Origin of the sequence: Helicobacter valdiviensis (assembly GCF_003245365.1) — a bacterium.
Taxonomy (GTDB): domain Bacteria; phylum Campylobacterota; class Campylobacteria; order Campylobacterales; family Helicobacteraceae; genus Helicobacter_D; species Helicobacter_D valdiviensis.
Genome location: NZ_NBIU01000025.1, coordinates 1 through 21,398 on the forward strand (window position 1 = coordinate 1; position 21,398 = coordinate 21,398).

General features: G+C 30.2%; 16 protein-coding genes. 8 read left to right on the forward strand and 8 right to left on the reverse strand.

What is annotated here, in order from left to right:
- From B6S12_RS07930 to B6S12_RS07965, 8 genes are all read right to left on the reverse strand, one after another.
- Window positions 1-939: sulfotransferase family protein (locus B6S12_RS07930; protein WP_111230262.1), on the reverse strand; the 939-nt coding region annotated here is incomplete at its 3' end.
- The gene (gene cysC, locus B6S12_RS07935) at window positions 932-1,522 is read right to left on the reverse strand and encodes an adenylyl-sulfate kinase (protein ID WP_111230263.1); all 591 of its coding nucleotides are present in this window, start codon (window positions 1,520-1,522) and stop codon (window positions 932-934) included. The genes cysC and B6S12_RS07930, both read right to left, overlap by 8 nt.
- Window positions 1,523-1,531: 9 nt before the next feature.
- Window positions 1,532-3,247 (reverse strand): SLC13 family permease, encoded by a 1,716-nt coding sequence (locus B6S12_RS07940; protein ID WP_111230264.1) that lies wholly within the window; start codon window positions 3,245-3,247, stop codon window positions 1,532-1,534.
- Window positions 3,244-4,668 carry a sulfate adenylyltransferase subunit CysN gene (gene cysN, locus B6S12_RS07945; RefSeq protein WP_111230265.1) on the reverse strand — a complete coding sequence of 475 codons (1,425 nt, stop codon included), beginning with the start codon at window positions 4,666-4,668 and terminating at the stop codon, window positions 3,244-3,246. Before cysN ends, B6S12_RS07940 begins: the two co-directional genes overlap by 4 nt.
- Complete coding sequence (gene cysD, locus B6S12_RS07950; protein ID WP_111230266.1) at window positions 4,668-5,561, reverse strand: sulfate adenylyltransferase subunit CysD; 894 nt, start codon at window positions 5,559-5,561, stop codon at window positions 4,668-4,670. The genes cysN and cysD overlap by 1 nt, the downstream gene beginning before the upstream one ends.
- A gap of 130 nt (window positions 5,562-5,691) precedes the next feature.
- Window positions 5,692-6,927 (reverse strand): glycosyltransferase family 32 protein, encoded by a 1,236-nt coding sequence (locus tag B6S12_RS07955; RefSeq protein WP_111230267.1) that lies wholly within the window; start codon window positions 6,925-6,927, stop codon window positions 5,692-5,694.
- Window positions 6,920-9,478, reverse strand: a complete 2,559-nt coding sequence (locus tag B6S12_RS07960; protein WP_111230268.1) for a bifunctional glycosyltransferase/CDP-glycerol:glycerophosphate glycerophosphotransferase — start codon at window positions 9,476-9,478, stop codon at window positions 6,920-6,922. Before B6S12_RS07960 ends, B6S12_RS07955 begins: the two co-directional genes overlap by 8 nt.
- Complete coding sequence (locus tag B6S12_RS07965) at window positions 9,469-11,655, reverse strand: capsular polysaccharide export protein, LipB/KpsS family (protein ID WP_111230269.1); 2,187 nt, start codon at window positions 11,653-11,655, stop codon at window positions 9,469-9,471. The genes B6S12_RS07960 and B6S12_RS07965 overlap by 10 nt, the downstream gene beginning before the upstream one ends.
- 109 nt (window positions 11,656-11,764) lie before the next feature.
- Here B6S12_RS07965 and B6S12_RS07970 point away from each other — a divergent pair, with 109 nt between their 5' ends.
- From B6S12_RS07970 to B6S12_RS08000, 8 genes are all read left to right on the forward strand, one after another.
- Window positions 11,765-13,810 (forward strand): capsular polysaccharide biosynthesis protein, encoded by a 2,046-nt coding sequence (locus B6S12_RS07970; protein ID WP_111230270.1) that lies wholly within the window; start codon window positions 11,765-11,767, stop codon window positions 13,808-13,810.
- A 117-nt stretch (window positions 13,811-13,927) separates the two neighbouring features.
- Window positions 13,928-15,478 carry a flagellin B gene (locus tag B6S12_RS07975; protein WP_111230271.1) on the forward strand — a complete coding sequence of 517 codons (1,551 nt, stop codon included), beginning with the start codon at window positions 13,928-13,930 and terminating at the stop codon, window positions 15,476-15,478.
- 50 nt (window positions 15,479-15,528) lie between these two features.
- Complete coding sequence (locus B6S12_RS07980; RefSeq protein WP_181451010.1) at window positions 15,529-17,460, forward strand: motility associated factor glycosyltransferase family protein; 1,932 nt, start codon at window positions 15,529-15,531, stop codon at window positions 17,458-17,460.
- A gap of 10 nt (window positions 17,461-17,470) precedes the next feature.
- Window positions 17,471-17,680, forward strand: coding sequence for a hypothetical protein (locus B6S12_RS07985; RefSeq protein WP_111230273.1), 210 nt, complete (start codon window positions 17,471-17,473; stop codon window positions 17,678-17,680).
- 110 nt (window positions 17,681-17,790) lie between these two features.
- A complete protein-coding gene (locus B6S12_RS11130) occupies window positions 17,791-17,955 on the forward strand; it encodes a hypothetical protein (protein ID WP_181451011.1) in 165 nt (54 codons plus the stop codon).
- Complete coding sequence (locus B6S12_RS07990; RefSeq protein WP_111230274.1) at window positions 17,952-19,058, forward strand: CDP-glycerol glycerophosphotransferase family protein; 1,107 nt, start codon at window positions 17,952-17,954, stop codon at window positions 19,056-19,058. Before B6S12_RS11130 ends, B6S12_RS07990 begins: the two co-directional genes overlap by 4 nt.
- Window positions 19,055-20,509 carry a sugar phosphate nucleotidyltransferase gene (locus B6S12_RS07995; protein WP_111230275.1) on the forward strand — a complete coding sequence of 485 codons (1,455 nt, stop codon included), beginning with the start codon at window positions 19,055-19,057 and terminating at the stop codon, window positions 20,507-20,509. The genes B6S12_RS07990 and B6S12_RS07995 overlap by 4 nt, the downstream gene beginning before the upstream one ends.
- Before the next feature lie 13 nt (window positions 20,510-20,522).
- Window positions 20,523-21,383, forward strand: a complete 861-nt coding sequence (locus tag B6S12_RS08000) for a DMT family transporter (RefSeq protein WP_111230276.1) — start codon at window positions 20,523-20,525, stop codon at window positions 21,381-21,383.
- Window positions 21,384-21,398: the final 15 nt, after the last annotated feature.

Consider the following 21,398-nt stretch of genomic DNA (forward strand, 5'->3'; position numbering starts at 1 on the left):
TTGGATTCTTGCTTTGGCAGTTCCGTATCTGGTTTGAAAGGATAATTGATTATTTTGTGCCCGAATATCTTGCATTAAGGCTTGTATCCTACTATTTTTTTGAACCAATGCTTCTTTGTTCTTATTTAGCTTTTCTGTCATATTATTTTGCAGAGCATTAAGTTGTTTTGCTCTAGCATTTAAAAGCATATCTTTATCTTTTATAGTTTGTTTTAAAGCTTGGATTTTTAAACAACTATTCATTTTTAAATCTTCCAAATATTGCATTTTATGTTCTATTTTATTCTTTAATTTACTTTTAAAAATCTTATCTGAAAAGCCAAAAATTTTTTGGTCTTCTAAATCATAATCAAAAATTTCAAAATCATCATTATAGATATCTCTAATAATTTTATATGTTTTAGAATCATAATAGTCTTTATAATTTAGATGCTCACTTTTATTCACATGCATAAGAGTATCTCTTCTGTGAAGAATATTTAAAATTTTTCTAAAATCGTCTTCTATTTGCTCAAATTTTCCAATAAAATTCACCAATATATGTTTATCTTCATTGCACAAAAACTTATACTGCGGAACAAAATGCATCCAATTTAATACTCTACATCTAGTAATTTTATCTTGTAAATCTTCAACAAACTCCTCAAAAGAACTATATTGACAAATATTTTCTTTAGCCCATTTTTCATCTCCTAAAGTACCACCTCCATTTTTTAGATAATGATAAGCTGATACAACCCTATCATAAGGATTCCTAACAAAACCAAAAGAAAATAAACTCTCAAACTTTTCTCTATCAAACTTTACATAATCATTTGCCTTTACATGTCCAACAAGCCATCTATCTGTTTGATAAATAGCTCTTTCTATGCTACTACCAGCTACTTTTGGAACATGAATGAAGATACATTTATATTTATCATGGAAATCTTTAAACACTATATTCTCTTTTTGTCAAAATTCCCATAATCATACCCACATTTTCCTCTAACTTCTCTGAAATAATATGCACCTCTGGGGCTTCTGGTTTTTCATAAGGACTATCTATACCAGTAAAATTTTTAATCTCTCCGCTTCTTGCTTTCTTATAAAGTCCTTTTGGATCTCTTTTTTCGCAAATTTCTAAAGGCGTATCAACAAATATTTCTACAAACTCCCCTTTTTCAAAAAGCTCTCTTACCATTTCTCTTTCTTTTTTAAAGGGCGATATAAAAGCACCAATTACAATAATTCCAGCATCCACAAAAAGTTTACAAACTTCTCCTATGCGTCTTATATTTTCTACTCTTGAAGTCTCATCAAAACCCAAATCCTTATTAAGTCCATGACGGATATTATCTCCATCTAAAAGATAAGTATGAAAACCTAGTTCAAAAAGTCTTTTTTCTAATGCATTTGCTAAGGTTGATTTGCCACTACCACTAAGTCCTGTTAGCCACAATACACAAGGCTTTTGATTTTTAAGTTTAGCTCTTTGATATTTAGTGATACTACTAGTATGCCAAGTTAGATTTTTATCCATTTTCATCCTTTAAAATTTAAAGACTATAGGTGTAACCAATAAAACAATAATTGAATAAACTAAGGAAACTACCCAGCCAATTTTTATAAAATCTGTCGTCTTATATCCACACATAGAACTTACCATTAAATGTGTTTGATAGCCATGTGGCATCATAAATCCAGCACTTGCTCCATATGCTACCGCAAAAATAAAAGGCATAGGACTAACTCCTAAGCTTTGTGCAGTAGCAAATCCTATAGGAAAAGCAAGAGCTGCAGCGGCATTATTTGTAATCATCTCTGTTAAAAGCAAGGTTAAAAGATAAATTCCTACAAAACTTCCATACGCTCCATATTCTCCAAAAATCCCTATAATAATATCCGCAAAATCTTTAGCTAAACCGCTCTCAACTAAAACTTTTGTGATGGCTAATGAAGAACCCACAATAATAAAAATCTCTAAAGGAAATCTTCTTTTAATTTCATCCAATTTGACAAATTTAAATACAAGCAAGATTAACAAAAACACAACTAAAGCTTTAAGTAAAGAAAAAACCTTTAATGCCGATAGTGCAATAATCCCTAAAAATCCAAGCACCACAAACAAACTTTGTGCTTTATTTAATTTCTGAAATTTATCAATATTTGAAAGAATATAAAAATTCTTTAAAATATTATCTCTATTTTTAAAATCTTTTCCCACACTTAAAATCAATCTATCTCCAGCATTTAAAACGCTTTTCCCAATTTTAGAAATATTTTGCGAGCCTCTTTTTAAAGCAATAATCCCCGCATCAAATTTAGTTCTAAAATTAGTTTCTTTTACGCTCTTTCCTATTAAATTTGATTCAGGACTAATGACTACATCTACTAATTCCAATTCTTGCTTCTTAAGATCTTGTTTGCCAACCTCCAAACCCTTAAATCCTCTCAAAACTTCTAAATGTGCTACATCTCCACTAAACACTAATTGATCTCCTGCGCAAATAATCTCTTTAGAGCTTACAGGAGCAATACTTCTCTCCCCTCTTTCTATTTCTAATAAAAATAAGTATTCTAATCTCCTTAAACCATTTTCCTCAATACTTTTCCCAATAAGTGGGCTATTATCCAAAACTTCCGCACTTATTAAATACTCTTCAATTTTCTTCTCTTCTTCTTCATAGTTAGGCAAAAGTTTATTGCAAAACATTAACACCACAAGCACACCCACACTTATACAAAAACCTACTGCAAAAAAATCAAAAATTTTAAGACTTTCCAGACTATTTTGTAATACAAAAGAATTCACTATTAAATTTGTTGAAGTACCTATTAAAGTCATTGTTCCGCCTACAATAGAAAAATAAGAAAGCGGAATTAAAAGGCGTGAAGGAGCGTGAAATTTATTATTTTTAATAAGACTCATAAAACTTGCCACCACTGCAGTATTGTTTAAAAATGCAGAAATACCGCTCACGACAATACCTAGTTTAAAAAGTGAGAAATAATAATTCTTACTGATAATAAATTTAGAAATATAACCCATAATTACACTTTTTTCTATCGCAACTGAAACAAGCAACAAAATCACTAAAACCACTAAAGAATCGCTACTGTAAGATCCAAGAAAAGTTTTTAAATCCAAATATCCCAAAAGATAATACAATAAAGCAACGCTTCCAAAAAGTAATGAAGCTCTTATTTTATTACCAATTAAAAGTGCTAATAAAAATAAGATACTCAAAGCTACAATAATTTTCATATTTTCTTACACTCCCATTCAGGGTAATTTTTTCTAATATAAGCATTAAGTTCCATTTCTGCTTGAGTATAAATTCTAGTCTTATCTTTATGTGTTAAAATTTCTTCCACCATGCCAGCTGCCAAGGTTTCATTGGAATATTTATCTATAATTATAAAACTTCCTAAAATTTTATTATTTCTATAAACTTTTAGGGCTATTTTTTTATTAAGCTTTAAGGTGCATTTAGCAATATCATTAAGCCTTAACGCATCACTTGGAAATTCTTTAAAAGTATTAATATCTTTTTTAAAGTCAATTTTTTCAAATGCCACATTAGTGGTTAAATTTGCTATTTTTATGAGATAGTTTTCATTTAATTTAAAATCCTTCTCACTCATCCATACAATCATAGCTTTAAAAGAATTTGAAATTTGTAGTTTGTGATTTTTAGAAGCTATTATATCACCCCTTGAAATATCTATTTCATCTTCTAAAGTTAAAGTTATAGCACTTGGACAACTAGCTCTTTTAACGCTTTGAACTTCTTCATTTTTATCAAGTATTTTTAAATTTTTAATATCGGGTGTGATGATTTGCTTTACTTTACTTGTTTTTAACGATGGTAGAATTACAACTTCATCTTTGGTATTTATACTGCCACTAGCGATATTTCCACAAAAACCTCTAAAATTTAAATGCGGACGATTGACATATTGCACACTCATAATAAATTCATCACTTAAACTAGTAGTAATAGGCAAGGTATCTAAAAGCTCAGACAAAGTTTTTCCACTATACCAAGACATATTAATGCTTTTAGAAGCAATATTATCTCCATCTACTGCACATATTGGCACAAAATGAAATTGAATATCTTGTGAATTTTGCAAACAAGGAATAATTTTTTGATAATCTTTGCAAATTATATCAAAAACATCTTGCTTAAAATCAACTAAATCCATTTTATTAATGGCGATTATAAATTGCCTAATACCAAGCAAACTTGCTATATAAGAATGCCTTTTAGTTTGCATTAAAACACCTTTTCTAGCATCAATTAAAATAATAGCAATATCAGCTGTGCTAGCCCCTGTTGCCATATTTCTAGTGTATTGTTCATGGCCTGGGGTATCTGCTATGATAAATTTTCTTTTTTCGCTTGTATAAAATCTATATGCCACATCTATAGTTATCCCTTGCTCTCTTTCGCTTACAAGTCCATCCACTAAAAGTGCAAAATCAAGCTTTTCTCCTCTGGTGCCTAATTTTTTACTATCTTTTTCTAAAGATATTATTTGATCTTCAAAAAGCATTTTGGAATCAAAAAGCATTCTACCAATAAGTGTAGATTTTCCATCATCCACACTGCCACATGTGATAAATCTGCAAAGTTCTTTATTTTCATGATCTTTTAGATATTTTTCCACATTTAAATCCATTAAAAATACCCCTCTTTTTTCTTTTTCTCCATACTTGCTTCCTCATCAGTATCTATTAATCTACCTTGTCTTTCACTTGTTTTAGACAACAAAAGCTCTTCGATAATTTCCAAAACATTGCTAGCATTTGAATTTATAGCTCCCGTTAGTGGGTAGCAACCTAGGGTTCTAAAACGAACTAATTCTTCTTTAGCATTTTTAGCAAGTTCTTTTGGCATTCTCTCATCATCTACTAAAATTTTAGCTCCCATATACTCTACTACTGGACGCTTTTTAGCAAAATAAAGACTAGGAATGGGGATATTTTCTTTATAAATGTATTGCCATATATCAAGCTCTGTCCAATTACTCAGTGGAAAAACTCTTATAGACTCACCTTTTTTATGTTGCCCATTATAAATATCCCATAATTCTGGGCGTTGATTTTTAGGATCCCATGAGTGATTTTCATCGCGAAAAGAATAAATTCTTTCCTTTGCACGCGATTTTTCTTCATCTCTTCTTGCACCACCAAAAACAGCATCAAATTGATATAAATCAAGCATCTGCCTTAAGCCTTGCGTTTTAGCAATATCTGTATGCATGGATGAGCCATGCACAAATGGAGAAAGATTTAATTCTTTGATTTTAGGATTTTGATAAACTATAAGCTCCATGCCAAGCTCTTTAGCTCTTTTGTCACGAAATTCTATCATTTCCTTAAACTTCCATGTAGTATCTACATGCACCAAAGGAAGCGGAGGTAAACTTGGGTAAAATGCTTTTTGCAAAAGATGAAGCATAACAGAACTATCTTTACCTATGCTATAAAGCATAGCTGGTTTTTCAAACTCAGCTACAACTTCACGGACGATGTGAATAGATTCTGATTCTAAATATTCCAAATGAGTCATTTTCTACTCCACTACAAAATATGGATTTAATAAATTGTCTTTATTATACATTAAACCGATATACTCCATCTATCTTCTAAAAATTATCTCAAATATTAAATTAATTCTATTTTATCATTAAAACTTGATATTATTTCTTCCTAGAACTCTGTTTTATTATAAGCACTTCCTTAAAATAAAATTTCAAATATCCACCCTTATACCAAGTTTTATGAGCTTTAATAAAAGCTTCTCCCAATTTATAAGCATAACATTCTTTCTCTTTTAAGGCTTCTTTATAGTCAGGGTAAGCTTCTAAAGGAGGTAGTTTTGCAGAAGGATCTTTTTTTATTTTTTCTTGATAAATTTTTTGTTCTTGTTTATGTTTATCTTTTATATAAGATAATACAAAAGGCATTCTTATATAACCTAATAAAGATTTAGAATTTGCTATTAAAGCTTGTCCTATTTTATAGGATAATTGGTTTTGGATTCTTGCTTTGGCAGTTCCGTATTTAGTTTGAAAGGATAACAAATTAAACCCTAATTTTTTGGATTGTAATTTTTCTCTTATATTTATATACATTTTACTGCAATCTAGGCTTAAAATTTTAAGAAAGATGCTCGAAAGAGTATTTTTACAAAGCAAAAATTCTTCTACACTTAGCTCTTTGTAACTATATGGTGTGTAACTATTATGCAACATTACCATGCCATACTCATTATCAATAAAAAATTCACTATAATCACCCAAAAAATAAAATTCAACATAATCCTCTTTTGCAGGACGCTCTTTTTGTTTATTACACTGTCTCCAAAAAGCCTCCATTATCACTTTATTTTTAACTCTATCAAAAACTTTAATTTCTCCATCCTTATCTACATATTTATCTATACTCAAATTTAAAGGTCCATTGCCAAGATAATAATAAACCTCATATTCTTTTAAATTCCTGCTTTCTTGTTTTGCATTCTTGTATATTAGAATTCTTTTTTGACACTCTTTAGCCCATTCAAAACACACAACGGAATCTTTTTTGGCTTTAATGGCACCAATATGTCTAGAAAACAAAGAAAAGCTGCTTGTATTCTCAAAGAAATACTTAATCTTTGAAGATGTAATGATTGTGTCCGTATCAAGCCACACTCCACCATGTAAATATAAAATTGCAGCTCTAATTGCATCAGCTTGTTTTGCAAGAGAAAAATTCTGATATAAACTTTCATCATAAAATTTTTTTGGTAAAAAATCATATAAATTTAAATAATCTAACACGATTATCTCATATTCTGGTAGAAATTTTTCCCAAGTTTTCATACAAAGCTTTAAGTAAGCTGGCATTCTATCTCTTGGCTCCCAAAAAGTCCAAATAATTTTTTTACCCATTTTCTATCAACCGTTTATAAATTCTCTCACAGCACTTTCCATCTTTAAAAGCAAAAGTGTTTTCTATATTTGTTTTATAAGGTTCTCCTACCTTACAATCATTTTTTAATAAATTTTCTAATTCTTTAAGTAAATCTTCCTCAGTTTCCACTACAGGACCAAAACCATCTTTTTCATAGTCAAAGTAACCTTTTCTATAAGTATGATTTAAAAAAAACTCTTCTTTGTCAAATTGATAATAAAGCACTGGTTTTTCCAAATAAGCCATTTCAAAAGCCACACTAGAATAATCTGTTATCATTAAAGAAGAATTACAAAATAATTTTTGCAAGCTTTCTTTTTTATTAGCAAGTTTAACATAAGGAGGAATATCAAACTCTTTTAAATATGGCATAATATTAGGATGAGGATTAAAAATCACATCACAAGAATACTTTTTATATAATCTTTTAAGAACATCGCTTTTTAGCAATGAATTCCAATGAAAATAATACTTGCTTTCCCCAAACCCATCTTTTACCACTCTTACTCCTGTGTTTTTTATCATCAAACCACTTAAATATTTTCTCCAAGTTGGCATAATAATAATTTGTTTAACATCAGTTTGATTATTTTTAAGCAAAGCATCATGCCTTGCAAATCCTGTCAAAACTATCTCCTTATCTCCAATTTTATATCTATTATAATTATTTACAATTGAATCATATTCAGCTTGTATTGAAACAATAAATAAGTTAATATTTTTATTATTTAACCATCCTGATATATCATCTTTTGTAACCCCATGTTGCAAAAAAACAAACTGTTGCTTAAGTACAATATATTTCATTAAACATAAATCAACATGAGAACTAATAACTTTTGAAGTCTTTTTTATAATTCTCTTAAACTCAAAACTACCAAATTCAACTAGATTAAATCTTTCTTTTTTCAATCTTTCCCAATCTAAACTTTCTTTTCTTAATGCAAAAACGATTTTTTGCTCAGGATGATTTTGCATAATATATCTATATAAATGTTCCGCATTATCATCTGCTTCGTAGTCTCTATCCATTAAAAGCCAAATATTACTCTTTGGTAATCTTTTTTGGAATTCTTTTCTAATATTTTTGATATCTAAAAAATATTTACCATTTTTACCAACCATAGCTTGTTTATTATTGATAAATATTTCTAATTTGTCTTCAGAATTTTTAGGTATAGATACCCATAATCTTTTTTGATAGCAAAATACTCTATCTAAAAAGTCATATTTAACAATCTTTTCATAATCTGCATATACTTCTTCCCCATCCGCAAGAATACTTTCTATATCCTTATCATCACCTGTATAATAAGTAATTAAAATTTGCTCTTTATACGGATCATAATCCTCTATATAAGCTATTTGAAATGGTGATTTTTCATTTTTAAAACAATTTAAAATTCCTACTTGATAAAAAAACTGCCATCCTGCTACATTAAATTTCATAATAGTTTGGCTTTCTATATAGGAAAAATTTTTATCCAATAATCCCAAATATTCTTCTTTTTCTACCTCATTTAACATGGAAACTTTTTCAGGAGAATTAATCAAGTCTTTTATTTGCCAATACAAATCATACAAAATTAAATTTTGTATAAACAAAGGTGTATCACCATTACAACTACCCTTTTGTAAAATATCTAAATAACCATTTTTAATAACATTCAAATAGTGGTCTTTTTGTTTTAATTTTAAATCCAGCGTTGAATTTCCATCTTCTCTTTTTCTATAATAGTATTTTGCTTTTTTTAAAAATGCACTCTTATAACTAATATTATCCAACAAATATTCATTGATAAATTTAGCATCTTCAAAATTAGGTTTTAGCTTTTCATCAAACACTAAAGCATTTAAAAAATTTATATTCACAAAACAACTCGAGGCAGACAACTGAATAAAATTATCCAGCTTCTCATTTTCCTTAATTGTAATCTTATCTTTAAATTTAAATTTTAATGCATGATTATTTCTATAAGTCTTATTTTTTTCATAATAAAAAATAAGATTACACCCTACCATACAAATATCTTCTTCTTTATTTGTTTTTAAAAACCTATCCACTTGATAAAAATAATCTCTATCCAAAAAATCATCTGGATCAGCAAAAGTTACCCAATGGGTTTGGCAATTATTTTCTTGCATATATTTTAAACCTAAATTTCTAGCACTAGCTTGACCATCATTTTCTTTATAAAGATAGACTATATTTTTAGGATATTTCTTTTGATATTTCCTTATAATATTTGCTGAATTATCTATGGATCCATCATCTACCAAAATTAAAAAGATATTATTTTTAAAATCAAGTCTTTGATTTATAATGGATTTAAAATAATCCTCTAAATACTTTTCTACATTATATACAGCAGATACAATAGCGTACTTATGAAAACCTTTGTATTTTTTGGGGATAATTTTACCAGTGATGGTCTTTGTTGGCACTATTCTCTTTAATGCCATATCTTCAAAAAATAATCGAGGCTCCCTCAACAGTTTCTCTATTTTTCTAATAGTTATTAACGACATTTATTATCTTTTTTATATAAAATTTTATTTAAAAATTGTAACTTTTTTGAATCTCTAATAAAATATCTTGGGTTAGACAATAATTTTCTAAAAAGTCTATAAAATTTTGTATGAGAAATTTTCATTTGCAACCAATCTGGAACCAACCATTCTATACTCTTAACAAAAATATTTTGATATTTTAATTCATAAGCATAAGCTTTATATATCAAAGATTTGAGACTATAATAAGTTTTGCCATAAGGCTTAATAGACAAAACTTTTTTACCTCTTAAATTAAGTTCATAAAAATCAATATTAACAGCCTTACTATACAACTCTCCATTTTTAGAGTATCTCCTATAAGTTGTCTTGCCAAATGAATAAAACTCATACACTAAATAATGAATAAACTTAATCATTTTTGCTTCATTTACAGCAAGTCTACTTGTTAATAATTTCAACAGTTTTTCTTGAGAATCGGCCTTAAAATTTACGCCTTCTATAAAATAAAATGCTTCTGCACAAACTATACATGGTTTTTTAAGCATCATAGCATAAACTCCAACTCCCGAATTCAAACACACAACTACATCGCATAATTCCAAACAATCAATAATATTAGTATCATCTAATATAAAAACAATATTTTTATATCTATACTGTAAAATTTTATTTCCCAAAGGATGTTTTTTAGCGACAAAAATATGAGTATTTGCAAGTTTCTTTGCCACTTCATTTATTGTTTGCAAAAAACTCTCATAATCAAAAGTATTTGAAAAATATTTTATTACTGTATCATCGGGTTTCTGTAAAGGTATAAAAACAATTTTTTTATCATTAGTTAATTGCAATTTTCTTATTAATCCTTCTTGCCTTTTATCTTGCTTTTCTAAATAATTATTTCCTTCTAAAACATACGAAATATATTCTTTGGTCTTAATAATTTCTTCTTCTTTTAGCTCCTTATTCCAAAATTGATAACTCAAAGAATCAGCATTAAAACCATTATAGTCAAAAAACCAACTATCAGGGAGAGCTCCTCGATCAAAACATAAGTATGGAATATTATTTTCCCTAACAAACCCATAAATTATTTTACGCAATCTATTGCTATATGGATTGGGAAATAAAATGGTATCTATCCCTTTTTGCTCTAAAAAAAACAAAAAATATTCTTCATTGAAATTTTCATTCACAAAAAACTCATCTTCTCTAATATGTAAAATATCTCCCAAATATACACTCACATCACGCAAAATATTTAAAATATCTTTTGGAAAACGACAAATCAAAAGTATTTTTTTATCTTTAGCACTAGCAATTTGTAAAGGCTTGATGGTATGTCTCTTATGTTCTTTTAAATGCTTGTAAAAAAGCCTATGATTGATTTCCTTATTATCCATATAAGAATTTTGATTGGGTTCTACATGCCACAAATGATACAAATAAACCCCATAAAAACCCATCTCATAACCAAGTATTGAAAACCAAGCTCTAAACCCCTTGTAATCTTTAAAATTCCAATTTCTAGAATCGTACAATAAATTTTTAGGCATCTTCTCAAACATTACACAACTATATAAAATTCTCGCCAAAAGATCAAAGTCCTCATACCCATGCCCTATAAAATTTTCATCATTCCCACCAATTTCCAAAAATCTATGCCTATTTACAACAATACTAGAAGTAGAATTTGGTGCAAAAAACTTAATCCACCGATTTTTTCCGCTAATTAAATCATCTTGCACTATCATATCCCATATTGATTGTTCTTTGCTTAAAAGATAACTAGTGCCTTCTTGAGTTAAAAAAACAACTGGCAAACATAATATTTGATTAATATTAGCTGAAAAATTCCTATATTTTATAATTTCAATTATTTTCTTCAAAGAAGAACTCGAAAGATAATAATCCACATCCAAGAACAATAAGACGGGAGAATTTGCATAACTAGCCCCCAAATTTCTACATCTACCCTGAGAAAATAGGTGCTGTTTATCGTCTTTTATATATATATGCCCTTTATCTCTTATAGTTCGCCCTATCTCACTCCTATACGAAGAAAAACCTTCAACAAAAATATACTCCACTTCTTCATTTGTGCAAAATTCATCAGTCTTTTTAAGCACTCTATTCTCAATGTATTCTCTTTCTCTACTCAAACCAAAAGGTATAATAACAGATAAAAGAGGCATATATCTTCCTTTGCTCTCAATAAAATCAAATTCTTTTTACATATTTTAAATAAATTCGCTATAATTAGTAAATTTTATTTTATTTCAAGGTTATGTATAAAAATCAGCAATGTTACTCACAACTTCTAAAAAATTAATAAAAAACACAAATAACTTTTACAATCCTATCAAAAAATATTTTAAATTTAGCACAAAACCTATTAAGAATGAAACAATTTTTCTTGGATGGGGTAGAAAAAATTCAGGCCAAAATGCTATAAAACTTGCAAATACCTTTGAATGTTCCTATCTTCTCCTAGAAGATGGCTTTATCCGTTCCTTAGGGCTTGGTGTGGAAAATTCTCCTAGTTTTTCACTTGTAAGCGATAATCTTGGTATCTATTATGATGCCACTGCTCCTAGTGCATTAGAAGAGATTTTAAACCATTATGATTTTAAAAAAAATCTTGCTCTTTTAGAAACTGCCAAAAAGGCTATAAACCTCATCATTACTCACAATATCTCAAAATACAATCACACTCCTAATGTCCCTCCTAACTACTTTACAAGCCCTAAAGAAAAGATATTGATTATCTCACAAACTAGCGGGGATTTAAGCCTAAAATATGGTCTTGGAGATAAATTTAGCACAAAAGATTTAATAGATTGTGCCTTGCAAGAAAATCAAGATAAAGAAATCTATCTTAAAATCCACCCTGATGTTCTAAGTGGCAAAAAAACTTCAGATATTAACCCGCAAGACCTCCCAAGCTCCATAAAGCTCATCACAGAAGATTTTAACCCTATCTCTCTTTTAAAGCATTTCAAAAAAGTCTATACCAAAACTTCTCAAATGGGCTTTGAAGCCTTAATGGTAGGCTGTGAATGTGTATGCTTTGGCATGCCTTTTTATGCAGGTTGGGGGCTTACTAAAGATAAGCAAACATGCCCTAGACGCACAAAAATTCGCACTTTAGAAGAAGTCTTTGCGGCAAGCTATATTCTTTATAGCACTTATTACAATCCCATCTATCAAAGAAAAAGCGATATTTTAGACACACTAGAAACAATTATTTCTTATAAGTATTTAGCTTTAAAAAACAATAATAAAGCCTTCTTTTTTGGTTTTTCTATATGGAAGCACGGCTTCATTCCTCCTTTTTTAAAAGAATACAAAAAAGAAAATCTTAAATTTATTAATCCCATTTTCTCCACCCCTTTAAAACTAGCACTTAAAAAAGGACTGGATTTACAAAGTGAAATTTTTATTTGGGGTAGAAAGGAATTTAGAGAAATTGAAGAATTTGCTAAAACCAACAATCTAAGGCTAACAAGAGTGGAAGATGGCTTTATCCGCTCCATTTCTCTAGGTTCTGATCTTACACGCCCTTATTCACAGAGTTTTGATACATTAGGCATCTATTTTGATCCCACACAAAGTAGTGCTTTAGAGGAAATTTTAAATAATCATAATTTTAGCCAAAAAGAGATACTAGAAGCAAAAATCTTAAAAGAAAAAATCCTAAAAACAAAGATTTCAAAATACAATACCACAAACCATAAAACCCTAAACCTTCCCCAAAACAAGACTAAAATATTAGTAATCGGACAAGTAGAAGACGATGCTTCAGTGCGTTATGGTGCCAAGGGAGCTACAAATCTTAGCCTTTTAAAACAAGCAAGAGAAGAAAATAAAGATGCTTTTATTCTCTATAAACCCCACCCAGATGTGCTAAGTGGCAATCGTATAGGAAATATCCCCACACACATTGCAAAAGAATTTTGCGATGAACTTGCCATAGATATTAGTCTAGCTTCCTGTCTAGAAGCCATAGATCAAGTGCATACACTTACTTCCCTAAGCGGTTTTGAAGCTTTAGTGTATGGCAAAAAGGTTGTAACCTATGGTTTGCCTTTTTATGCAGGTTGGGGGCTTACTGAAGATAAGCAAACCTGCCCTAGACGCACTAAAATTCGCACTTTAGAAGAGCTTATTGCTGCTACTTATATACTCTATCCACGCTATATCCACCCAAAAACTTTAGAATACTGCCACCCACTTGCTCTTTTGGAGGCCTTTGAAACTCTCAAAGAAGATAAAATTTATAATTTCAAAATGAGTATCTATACATTTTTTACAAGGAATGGACAAAAAATCTTCAATTCCTTAAAATAATTCTTTTTTTGTTTTTTACATCAAATTTTATCCTCTTGTAATTATTGTAAAATTAAAAATTGGAACACCATTTGCTTATAACTCACTTGAACTTAATTTTTTTGCAAAGGATGCATAATGAGTTATAGGATATACACAAATGTCAATGCGTTAAACGCTCACACTTCAGGTATTGTGAACAATCGCAATATGTCAGAATCATTAGAAAAGCTAAGCTCAGGTTTAAGAATCAATAAAGCTGCAGACGATGCTTCAGGTATGGCAATTGCCGATAGCCTAAGATCACAAGCTGCTGCACTAGGTCAAGCTACCAAAAACGCAAACGATGCTATCGGGATTATCCAAACTGCTGATAAAGCCATGGATGAACAAATTAAAATCCTAGATACTATTAAAACTAAAGCTACTCAAGCTGCTCAAGATGGACAAACAGTTGCTACAAGAAACGCACTCCAAAGCGATATTTTACGCCTCATGGAAGAACTTGATAATATCGCAAATACCACAAGTTTCAACGGCCAACAAATGCTTTCAGGTGCTTTTACAAACAAAGAATTCCAAATCGGTGCTTATTCTAATACAACCGTAAAAGCTTCCATTCAACCTACAAACTCACATAAAATCGGACATGTAAGATATGAAACAGCTGCAGAGATTTTAGCAAGTGGGGGTGCAAGCAGTTTAACAACCACTACTTTAAGATTCCTAAACACAGATGGAACAACAAATTATGGTATTGAAGAGATTAAAATCTCAACTTCAGCAGGAACTGGAATTGGAGCCCTAGCAGAAGCAATCAATAAGAACTCTGATAGATTAGGCGTTAGAGCAAGTTATAATGTAGAAGGACAAGGTGCAGAACCTATCCAATCTGGCTCCATTAAAGGATTAATGATTAATGGTATTATGATTGGAGATATTGAAGATGTTCAAAAAAATGATGGCGATGGAAGATTGATTAATGCAATTAACGCACAAAAAGAAAGAACCGGTGTTCAAGCTTCTTTAACAATTTCTGGCGCATTAAGACTTACAAGCACAGATGGTAGAGCAATCTCTGTGCAAACCACAAGTGGTGCTGCCTTGCTTGGTGGTGGTTCTTTCAATGGAACTTCAGGGACAGATCACGCAATTATCGGAAGACTTACACTTATCCGCTTAAATGCTAGAGATATTGTAGTATCTGGTGTAAATTTCTCCACTATAGGTCTCCACTCTGGTGCTGCAAATGTTAATCCAAATGCAAGCTTAGCACAATACACTGTGAATTTAAGAAGTGTAAATGGAGAATTTGATGCAAATGTTGCTTCTGCTATTGGTGCAAATGCAAATGGTGCAGTAGCTAACACAAATGCTAATGGTATTGGAGCGGGTGTTACAAGCTTGCAAGGTGCAATGGCAGTAATGGATATGGCTCAAAGTGCGCAAGAGCATTTAGATAGAATTAGAGCAGACTTAGGTTCTGTGCAACAACAACTTGTAGCAACCATCAACAACATCACCGTTACACAAGTAAATGTAAAATCTGCTGAATCTCAAATCCGTGATGTGGATTTTGCTGAAGAATCTGCAAACTTCTCTAAAACAAACATTCTAGCACAATCTGGAAGCTTTGCTATGGCACAAGCTAACCAAGTGCAACAAAATGTTTTAAAACTACTCCAATAAACTAAAGCCCTCTTTTGGGCTAAACCCCCATCACTTTTCAAGGAAGAATTATGTCTAATCTAAACCCACGCCTAGAAAAAAATCTACAAGCCTTAGAGAAAAAAAATCCCCTCCTAGCAGGACAGCTAAGACTACTAGAACCCAACAAAAAATATGAAGTTTTTGTAGGCTCTGATCCGCTTAATATCAATATTTATGACAAAGAAGCACAAATTGCACTTTTTAAAGAAGAACCTTTAGCAGAAATTTCACAAAAAATTAAAGAATTTGAAAAGTTTAGACTCTATCCTTTTTTATATTTCTTTGGTTTTGGAAATGGTATTTTTCATAAATATCTTTTAGGAATTAAAGGACTTAAAAAGCTTTTTGTCTTTGAACCAGAGCTAGAGATTATCTATATTGCACTTAATTTTGCAGACTTTGAAAAAGAGATTTTAGAAGAAAGATTACTAATTTTTTGGAGTAAAACCGTAAATTTTGGAGAGATTGATCAATATCTTGTTCAAGAAGGACAATGGATTTATTCTAAAATCTATAATTTACATCTTTATAATAACTATTATGGGCGTTATTCGCAAGAATGCTTAGAGATTAATAATATCTTAACAAGAAGTATGGAACACCATGTAGTAGCTGTAGGAAATGACTCTACTGATGCTCTTATTGGTTTAAGACATCATATTCAAAATTTGCCAAAATTAATTACTTCCCCTAGTTTGCAAAATCTTTTAAAAAATGCTACAAACACAAAAACTGCAGTTATTGTATCCACAGGTCCTTCTTTATACAAGCAATTAAAGCTTTTAAAAGGATATGCACCTTATGTTACAATTATTAGCGTAGATGCTTCTTTCCCTATTCTTTATAAAAATGGTATAAAGCCTGATATTGTCGTAACGCTAGAGAGGGTAGAACCTACTGCAGATTTCTTCATCAAAACCCCAAAAGAAGCACAAGAGGGTGTAATTTTTGCACTCACTAGCATAGTCCATAAAGCTACAAGTGAAGCAATTACAAAAGGAATAAAAAGTTTTAGTATGCGTCCTTTTGGTTATACAAGATTTTTTGATTTAAAAGATTATGGTTATGCGGGAATTGGTATGAGTGCTGCTAATATGGCTTATGAACTTGTTGTGTATTCTCGCTTTGAGAGATGTATTTTTATAGGACAAGATTTAGCTTTTGCACCTGATGGCAAAACCCACTCTAAAGATGCAATTTTTGGTGAAAAGGAAGCACAATATAAGGTGCAAGAAAATATTGCAAACAAGATTTTAATCCCAGCTTATGGGGGTGATGGCTATGTAGAAACCACAAGCGTATGGAAGATGTTTTTAAACTTCTTTGAAAAAGATATTGCTGAAACCCCTTATCCTTTAGAAGTGATCAATGCAACAGAGGGCGGAGCTAGAATAAATGGCACAAAAGAAATGAGTTTTAAAGAAGCATTAGAACTTAGTAAAGACAAAGCTAAAAAACCTATCAAGCTTACAGAACCCACAAAAGCACAAATTAAAGATTATGAAAAACTTATCAAAGCTAAAATCAAAGAATATCTTGATTATGGTTACAAAAAGAAAAAGATTATTGAAAAAGCTTTCCTAAAAGTAGTCAAAATGACAGAAGAGCTAGAAAAACTCAATAGGGAAAATAAGTTAGAAAAAATCAACTTCCCTAAAATGGAAAAAATCTTAGATGAAGTAGATGAGATTAAGCTGTATTTTCAAGAAGATTTGTTTATTAAAACTTTCTCAGATGCCGTGCAATCTTACATCGTGCATCAAGAACTTGATCTTGCTAAAATTGTCGTGCGTCCTGTAACTACACTCATTGAAAAGCAAGTAAAACAGATTGATTGGCTCTATGCACATAAATTTTGGCTATTTTCACTAGCTGGAGGAATGGACGCTACTTTAGAAGTTGTCAAAAAAGCAGCAAGTGAATGGATGGAACTTCCCAAAAAATATCAAGATAAAAATTAAAGGAGAAATTATGGAAATTGTCTATTCACCCAGCTTTATCCAAAAAACAGACCTTTTGCATGCAAATTGTCTTTGTGGCTACCATGCTCAAGTTTTAGAATTGCTTTTAGAGGTTAAAGAGATTACAAGCATTCTCTTTTTGCCTCACCCAAACACAACAAAAGAATACAATAAAATCATTTTAGATGCGATAAATCCCCCCCCCCCCGCACAAACCTAAAATTAATCTCTAGTCTAACCCAAGCTAAAAAAAGCTCCCTTTTAATCAGCGACGCTTCCATTTTAGCACTTACCTTTAGCACTCTTTATCAAAGACCAAGCATCTTATATTTGCCTTCTTTTAGAAGCATTGAATTCAATCAAGACAAATTCAATCTTTTATTGCTTAAAACTTCCTATATTACGCATTCTTTTGATAATTTAAAGCAAATCATTAAAAAAATTGCAAACCATCAAAATAACTTAAAAATTTCACTAGATGAGGAACTATTATGACTGCACAAGAACAAATCAATGCCTTTATATCACTTGGGAAAAAAAATATTCAAGCCAATCTTTCCCAAACAAAGAAAAATATTGTCTTTATCTCCTATTATCCAACCTATCGCTCCCAATATGGAAACTTGGTGCAAAAATTAAAACAAAAATATAATGTCATTACAGTGGTAGATAGAATTTTAAACGATACATTTGAAAAAAGCTCACATTTTAACATTCTTTTTCCTTGGAGAGTAGTTGAAAATGGAGAAACCTACTACTTAAATGCCGATATAGAAGGGATTGATTTAATCATTACAGCAGATGAGGTAGGCTATCTTGATGGCAAGATTGATAGAGAGTTTTTAAGCAAAAGCGCCAAAAGAATTTATATGCCCCACAGATTAACTTATGATTGTGGTTCCACTAATCAAGTAGATTATATCAATGTTCCCTCAGCTAGTGCTTTAGCCTCTTTTAAACAAGCAACCAAAAATACAAATATCACACTCTTGCCTTGCGGTTACCCCCAACTTGATAATTTAATAGCCAACTACCAATACCACAACAGTAATACAATCACTTATGCACCTACTTTGCGTTATGTGGATAATGTTCGTAATACAGATTTGAATGCTTTTGCGGGATTTGATGGGAATATTATAGAATGGCTTTTAAAAAATACAAATTATAATATTTCTTATAGAGCACACCCTTTTAATACTGCTAGCAATCACAATTTTTACAGTCTCATTAAAGCAAGATTTAAAGAAGAAAAACGCCTAAGTTTTGATGAAAAACAAGGTTATGATTATTTTAATTTTTCAGATTTTTTAATCACAGATTGGAGCACAACATCTTTTCTTTATTCTTATGCCACTTTACGCCCTTGCTTTTTTTATATGCCATACCCTCCAAAAAACACAAAAGAAAATGAATATATTTTAAAAGATAAATTAGCAAAAAACTTTTTCACTCTAAAATCCCTCCTTTCAAACATTGATTTTGCAAAAGAAGCCCAAAGATTTAAAAAGCTAAGAGAAGAAAATATTTATAATATTGGCACTTCTGAAGAAGCACTTATAGAAAAAATTGATCAGATTTTACAAGGCAAACTATGAGAGCCATTATTCTTGCAGCTGGAGAAGGAAAACGCCTAAGACCCCTTACCCTCAACAAACCTAAACCACTCCTAGAAATCCGAGGGAAAACACTTTTGGAAAATATGATTTTCTATCTTAAAAAATTAGGAGTAAAAGAAATTTTTGTGATTACTGGATACAAAAATCATCTCTTTACTCCTTTAGAAAAGAAATTAGGTTTTAAGCAAATTTTCTACAAAGATTACAAGAACAAAAACAGTGCTGCAACCTTACAATATGTAAGCAATCTTATCCAAAAAGGGACATTTATTTTAAATGGGGATTTATTTATCAATAAAGAGTTTAGTCAATTCTTAAGATTTAATTCCAATCAATTTCTAGCCCAAAAGATTACTAACGCACCTTTTTGGGGTTATTTAACCGATGAAAATTCCAAACTAATAGAAATTGACACAAATGCTACAAATGGCTATGGAGATGGGATTGCTTTTTTAGACAATCCACAAGATATTCAAACTTTAAAAAATAGCCTCTTAAAATGCTCCACTCAAGACTATTGGGAAGCTTGTATTAAAAATTCTTTACACAAAATAGACTTTTATATTTCTTATTGTGAAAACTTTTATACTGAAATTGACTGCATTGAAGATGCCTTATGTGCCAGATTAATCACCCCTGAAGAGATAGCCAAACAATGTTCCAGTGATGGAAAAATCCAAAAACTCTTTAGCGTTACAAATATAAACTATAAAATCAACTTTCAAAATAAACAAAAAGTTTTAAGAATTTCAAGACCCAAATTAAACCAAATCATTAATCCAAATAATGAGCAAAAAATTCTTTCTATTTTACCCAATCATCTAACCGCACAAAATGAATTTTACAATAACGGTTTAAAGCTAAGCACTTTTTTACAAGGCTACAAACCTCTAACAAAAGAAGAGATTTGCCAAGAAGGCGTCCTAGAATTATTAATCAAGAAAATTAAAATTTTGCATTCTAAAAACTTGAAAGATTATCCTAATTTCACTCCTATTTTTATGGTTAATGAAATTAACAATTACGAATCTTTAGCTAAAATAAAGCTTGTAACACAGCTAGAACATAAAAAGATTTTAGACATTGCTTCAAAAATTGATACAATGGATTTTATCTTATGCCATAGAGATTTACAACTGCCAAATATCCTTTACAATGGAAAAGATATTAAATTGATTGACTTTGAATACTCTGGATTTAGCTCCTATATTTGGGAGCTTGGTAATCTAAGTGCAGAACTAGAATTGGAAGAAAAACAAATAGAAAAAATAATCCATCTCTATGGAAAAATAACAAGACAAGAAATTTTAGAGGGACAGATTCTTTCTAATTATATTTGGGCTTTATGGAGCTGGATTTATGACAAAATAGATTTAGGAAGAGATTATCTAGTGCGTCTTCATAAAAACCTTAAAGATTTAAATCCTTAAAGGCTTAATAAAGATGCATAAAAAATTATTAGGACATATTCTAGCTTTTTTTAGTGTATTTTTTTGGTCTTCTTTATATGTTTCAAGCCAAATTCTTCTTCAATATTTTGGAGCAATGGAACTTTTGATTTTGCAATTTTTAGTAGGATATATTTTTTTATTGCTTATAAAACCAACAATACTTCTTTTATCCTTTAAAGAGGAATTATTATTGGCAATAGCTGGATTTTTTGGAATTTGCATTTATAATCTTTTTTTAAATCTTGCCCTAACACACCATAATGCACCTAATGTAAGCATTATTATAGCTACAATTCCTATATTTGTAGGTTTTTTTTCGTTCTTACATAAAAAAGAAAAAATACATTTTAGTTTTTATTTAGGGGCTTTTATAGCATTAATAGGAATTTTTATCTTGCATTTTAAAGAATTAAATTTTACGCCAAATTTACTAGGAGACTTCTTTGCATTTATTGCCACATTTGGTTGGGTATTTTATGCTTTAATTATTCCCAAAATCCCACAAAATTATCTATTAATTGCAACAAGAAAAATTATTTTTTATGGCATAATTTTTACCTTTATTTTCATTCCTTTTTTTCCTCCATTAAATTTTAATAGTCATTTATTTTTGGATATAAATGTCATATCAAACCTCATATTTTTAGCTATTTTTTCATCTTGTCTTTGCTTTATAGCATGGAATAAAGCTACTTTATTAATAGGGGAAACCAAAACAAATCTTTATGTATATCTTACTCCAATTTTTACCCTCATCACCTCTTTTATTTTTGTGGATAAAAATTTAGAAATTTCACTTATTTTAGGTGCCATTTTAGTTTTAATAGGTGTTTATATAGCAGAAAAAAATTAATCCTCAATTTCATCC

What these genes read in the sequence shown, in the direction of transcription:
- cysC (WP_111230263.1), bottom strand. Translation starts at nt 1,522, where the DNA reads ATGGATAAAAATCTAACTTGGCATACTAGTAGTATCACTAAATATCAA.
- B6S12_RS07940 (WP_111230264.1), bottom strand. Translation starts at nt 3,247, where the DNA reads ATGAAAATTATTGTAGCTTTGAGTATCTTATTTTTATTAGCACTTTTA.
- cysN (WP_111230265.1), bottom strand. Translation starts at nt 4,668, where the DNA reads ATGGATTTAAATGTGGAAAAATATCTAAAAGATCATGAAAATAAAGAA.
- cysD (WP_111230266.1), bottom strand. Translation starts at nt 5,561, where the DNA reads ATGACTCATTTGGAATATTTAGAATCAGAATCTATTCACATCGTCCGT.
- B6S12_RS07955 (WP_111230267.1), bottom strand. Translation starts at nt 6,927, where the DNA reads ATGGGTAAAAAAATTATTTGGACTTTTTGGGAGCCAAGAGATAGAATG.
- B6S12_RS07960 (WP_111230268.1), bottom strand. Translation starts at nt 9,478, where the DNA reads ATGTCGTTAATAACTATTAGAAAAATAGAGAAACTGTTGAGGGAGCCT.
- B6S12_RS07965 (WP_111230269.1), bottom strand. Translation starts at nt 11,655, where the DNA reads ATGCCTCTTTTATCTGTTATTATACCTTTTGGTTTGAGTAGAGAAAGA.
- B6S12_RS07970 (WP_111230270.1), top strand. Translation starts at nt 11,765, where the DNA reads ATGTTACTCACAACTTCTAAAAAATTAATAAAAAACACAAATAACTTT.
- B6S12_RS07975 (WP_111230271.1), top strand. Translation starts at nt 13,928, where the DNA reads ATGAGTTATAGGATATACACAAATGTCAATGCGTTAAACGCTCACACT.
- B6S12_RS07980 (WP_181451010.1), top strand. Translation starts at nt 15,529, where the DNA reads ATGTCTAATCTAAACCCACGCCTAGAAAAAAATCTACAAGCCTTAGAG.
- B6S12_RS07985 (WP_111230273.1), top strand. Translation starts at nt 17,471, where the DNA reads ATGGAAATTGTCTATTCACCCAGCTTTATCCAAAAAACAGACCTTTTG.
- B6S12_RS07990 (WP_111230274.1), top strand. Translation starts at nt 17,952, where the DNA reads ATGACTGCACAAGAACAAATCAATGCCTTTATATCACTTGGGAAAAAA.
- B6S12_RS07995 (WP_111230275.1), top strand. Translation starts at nt 19,055, where the DNA reads ATGAGAGCCATTATTCTTGCAGCTGGAGAAGGAAAACGCCTAAGACCC.
- B6S12_RS08000 (WP_111230276.1), top strand. Translation starts at nt 20,523, where the DNA reads ATGCATAAAAAATTATTAGGACATATTCTAGCTTTTTTTAGTGTATTT.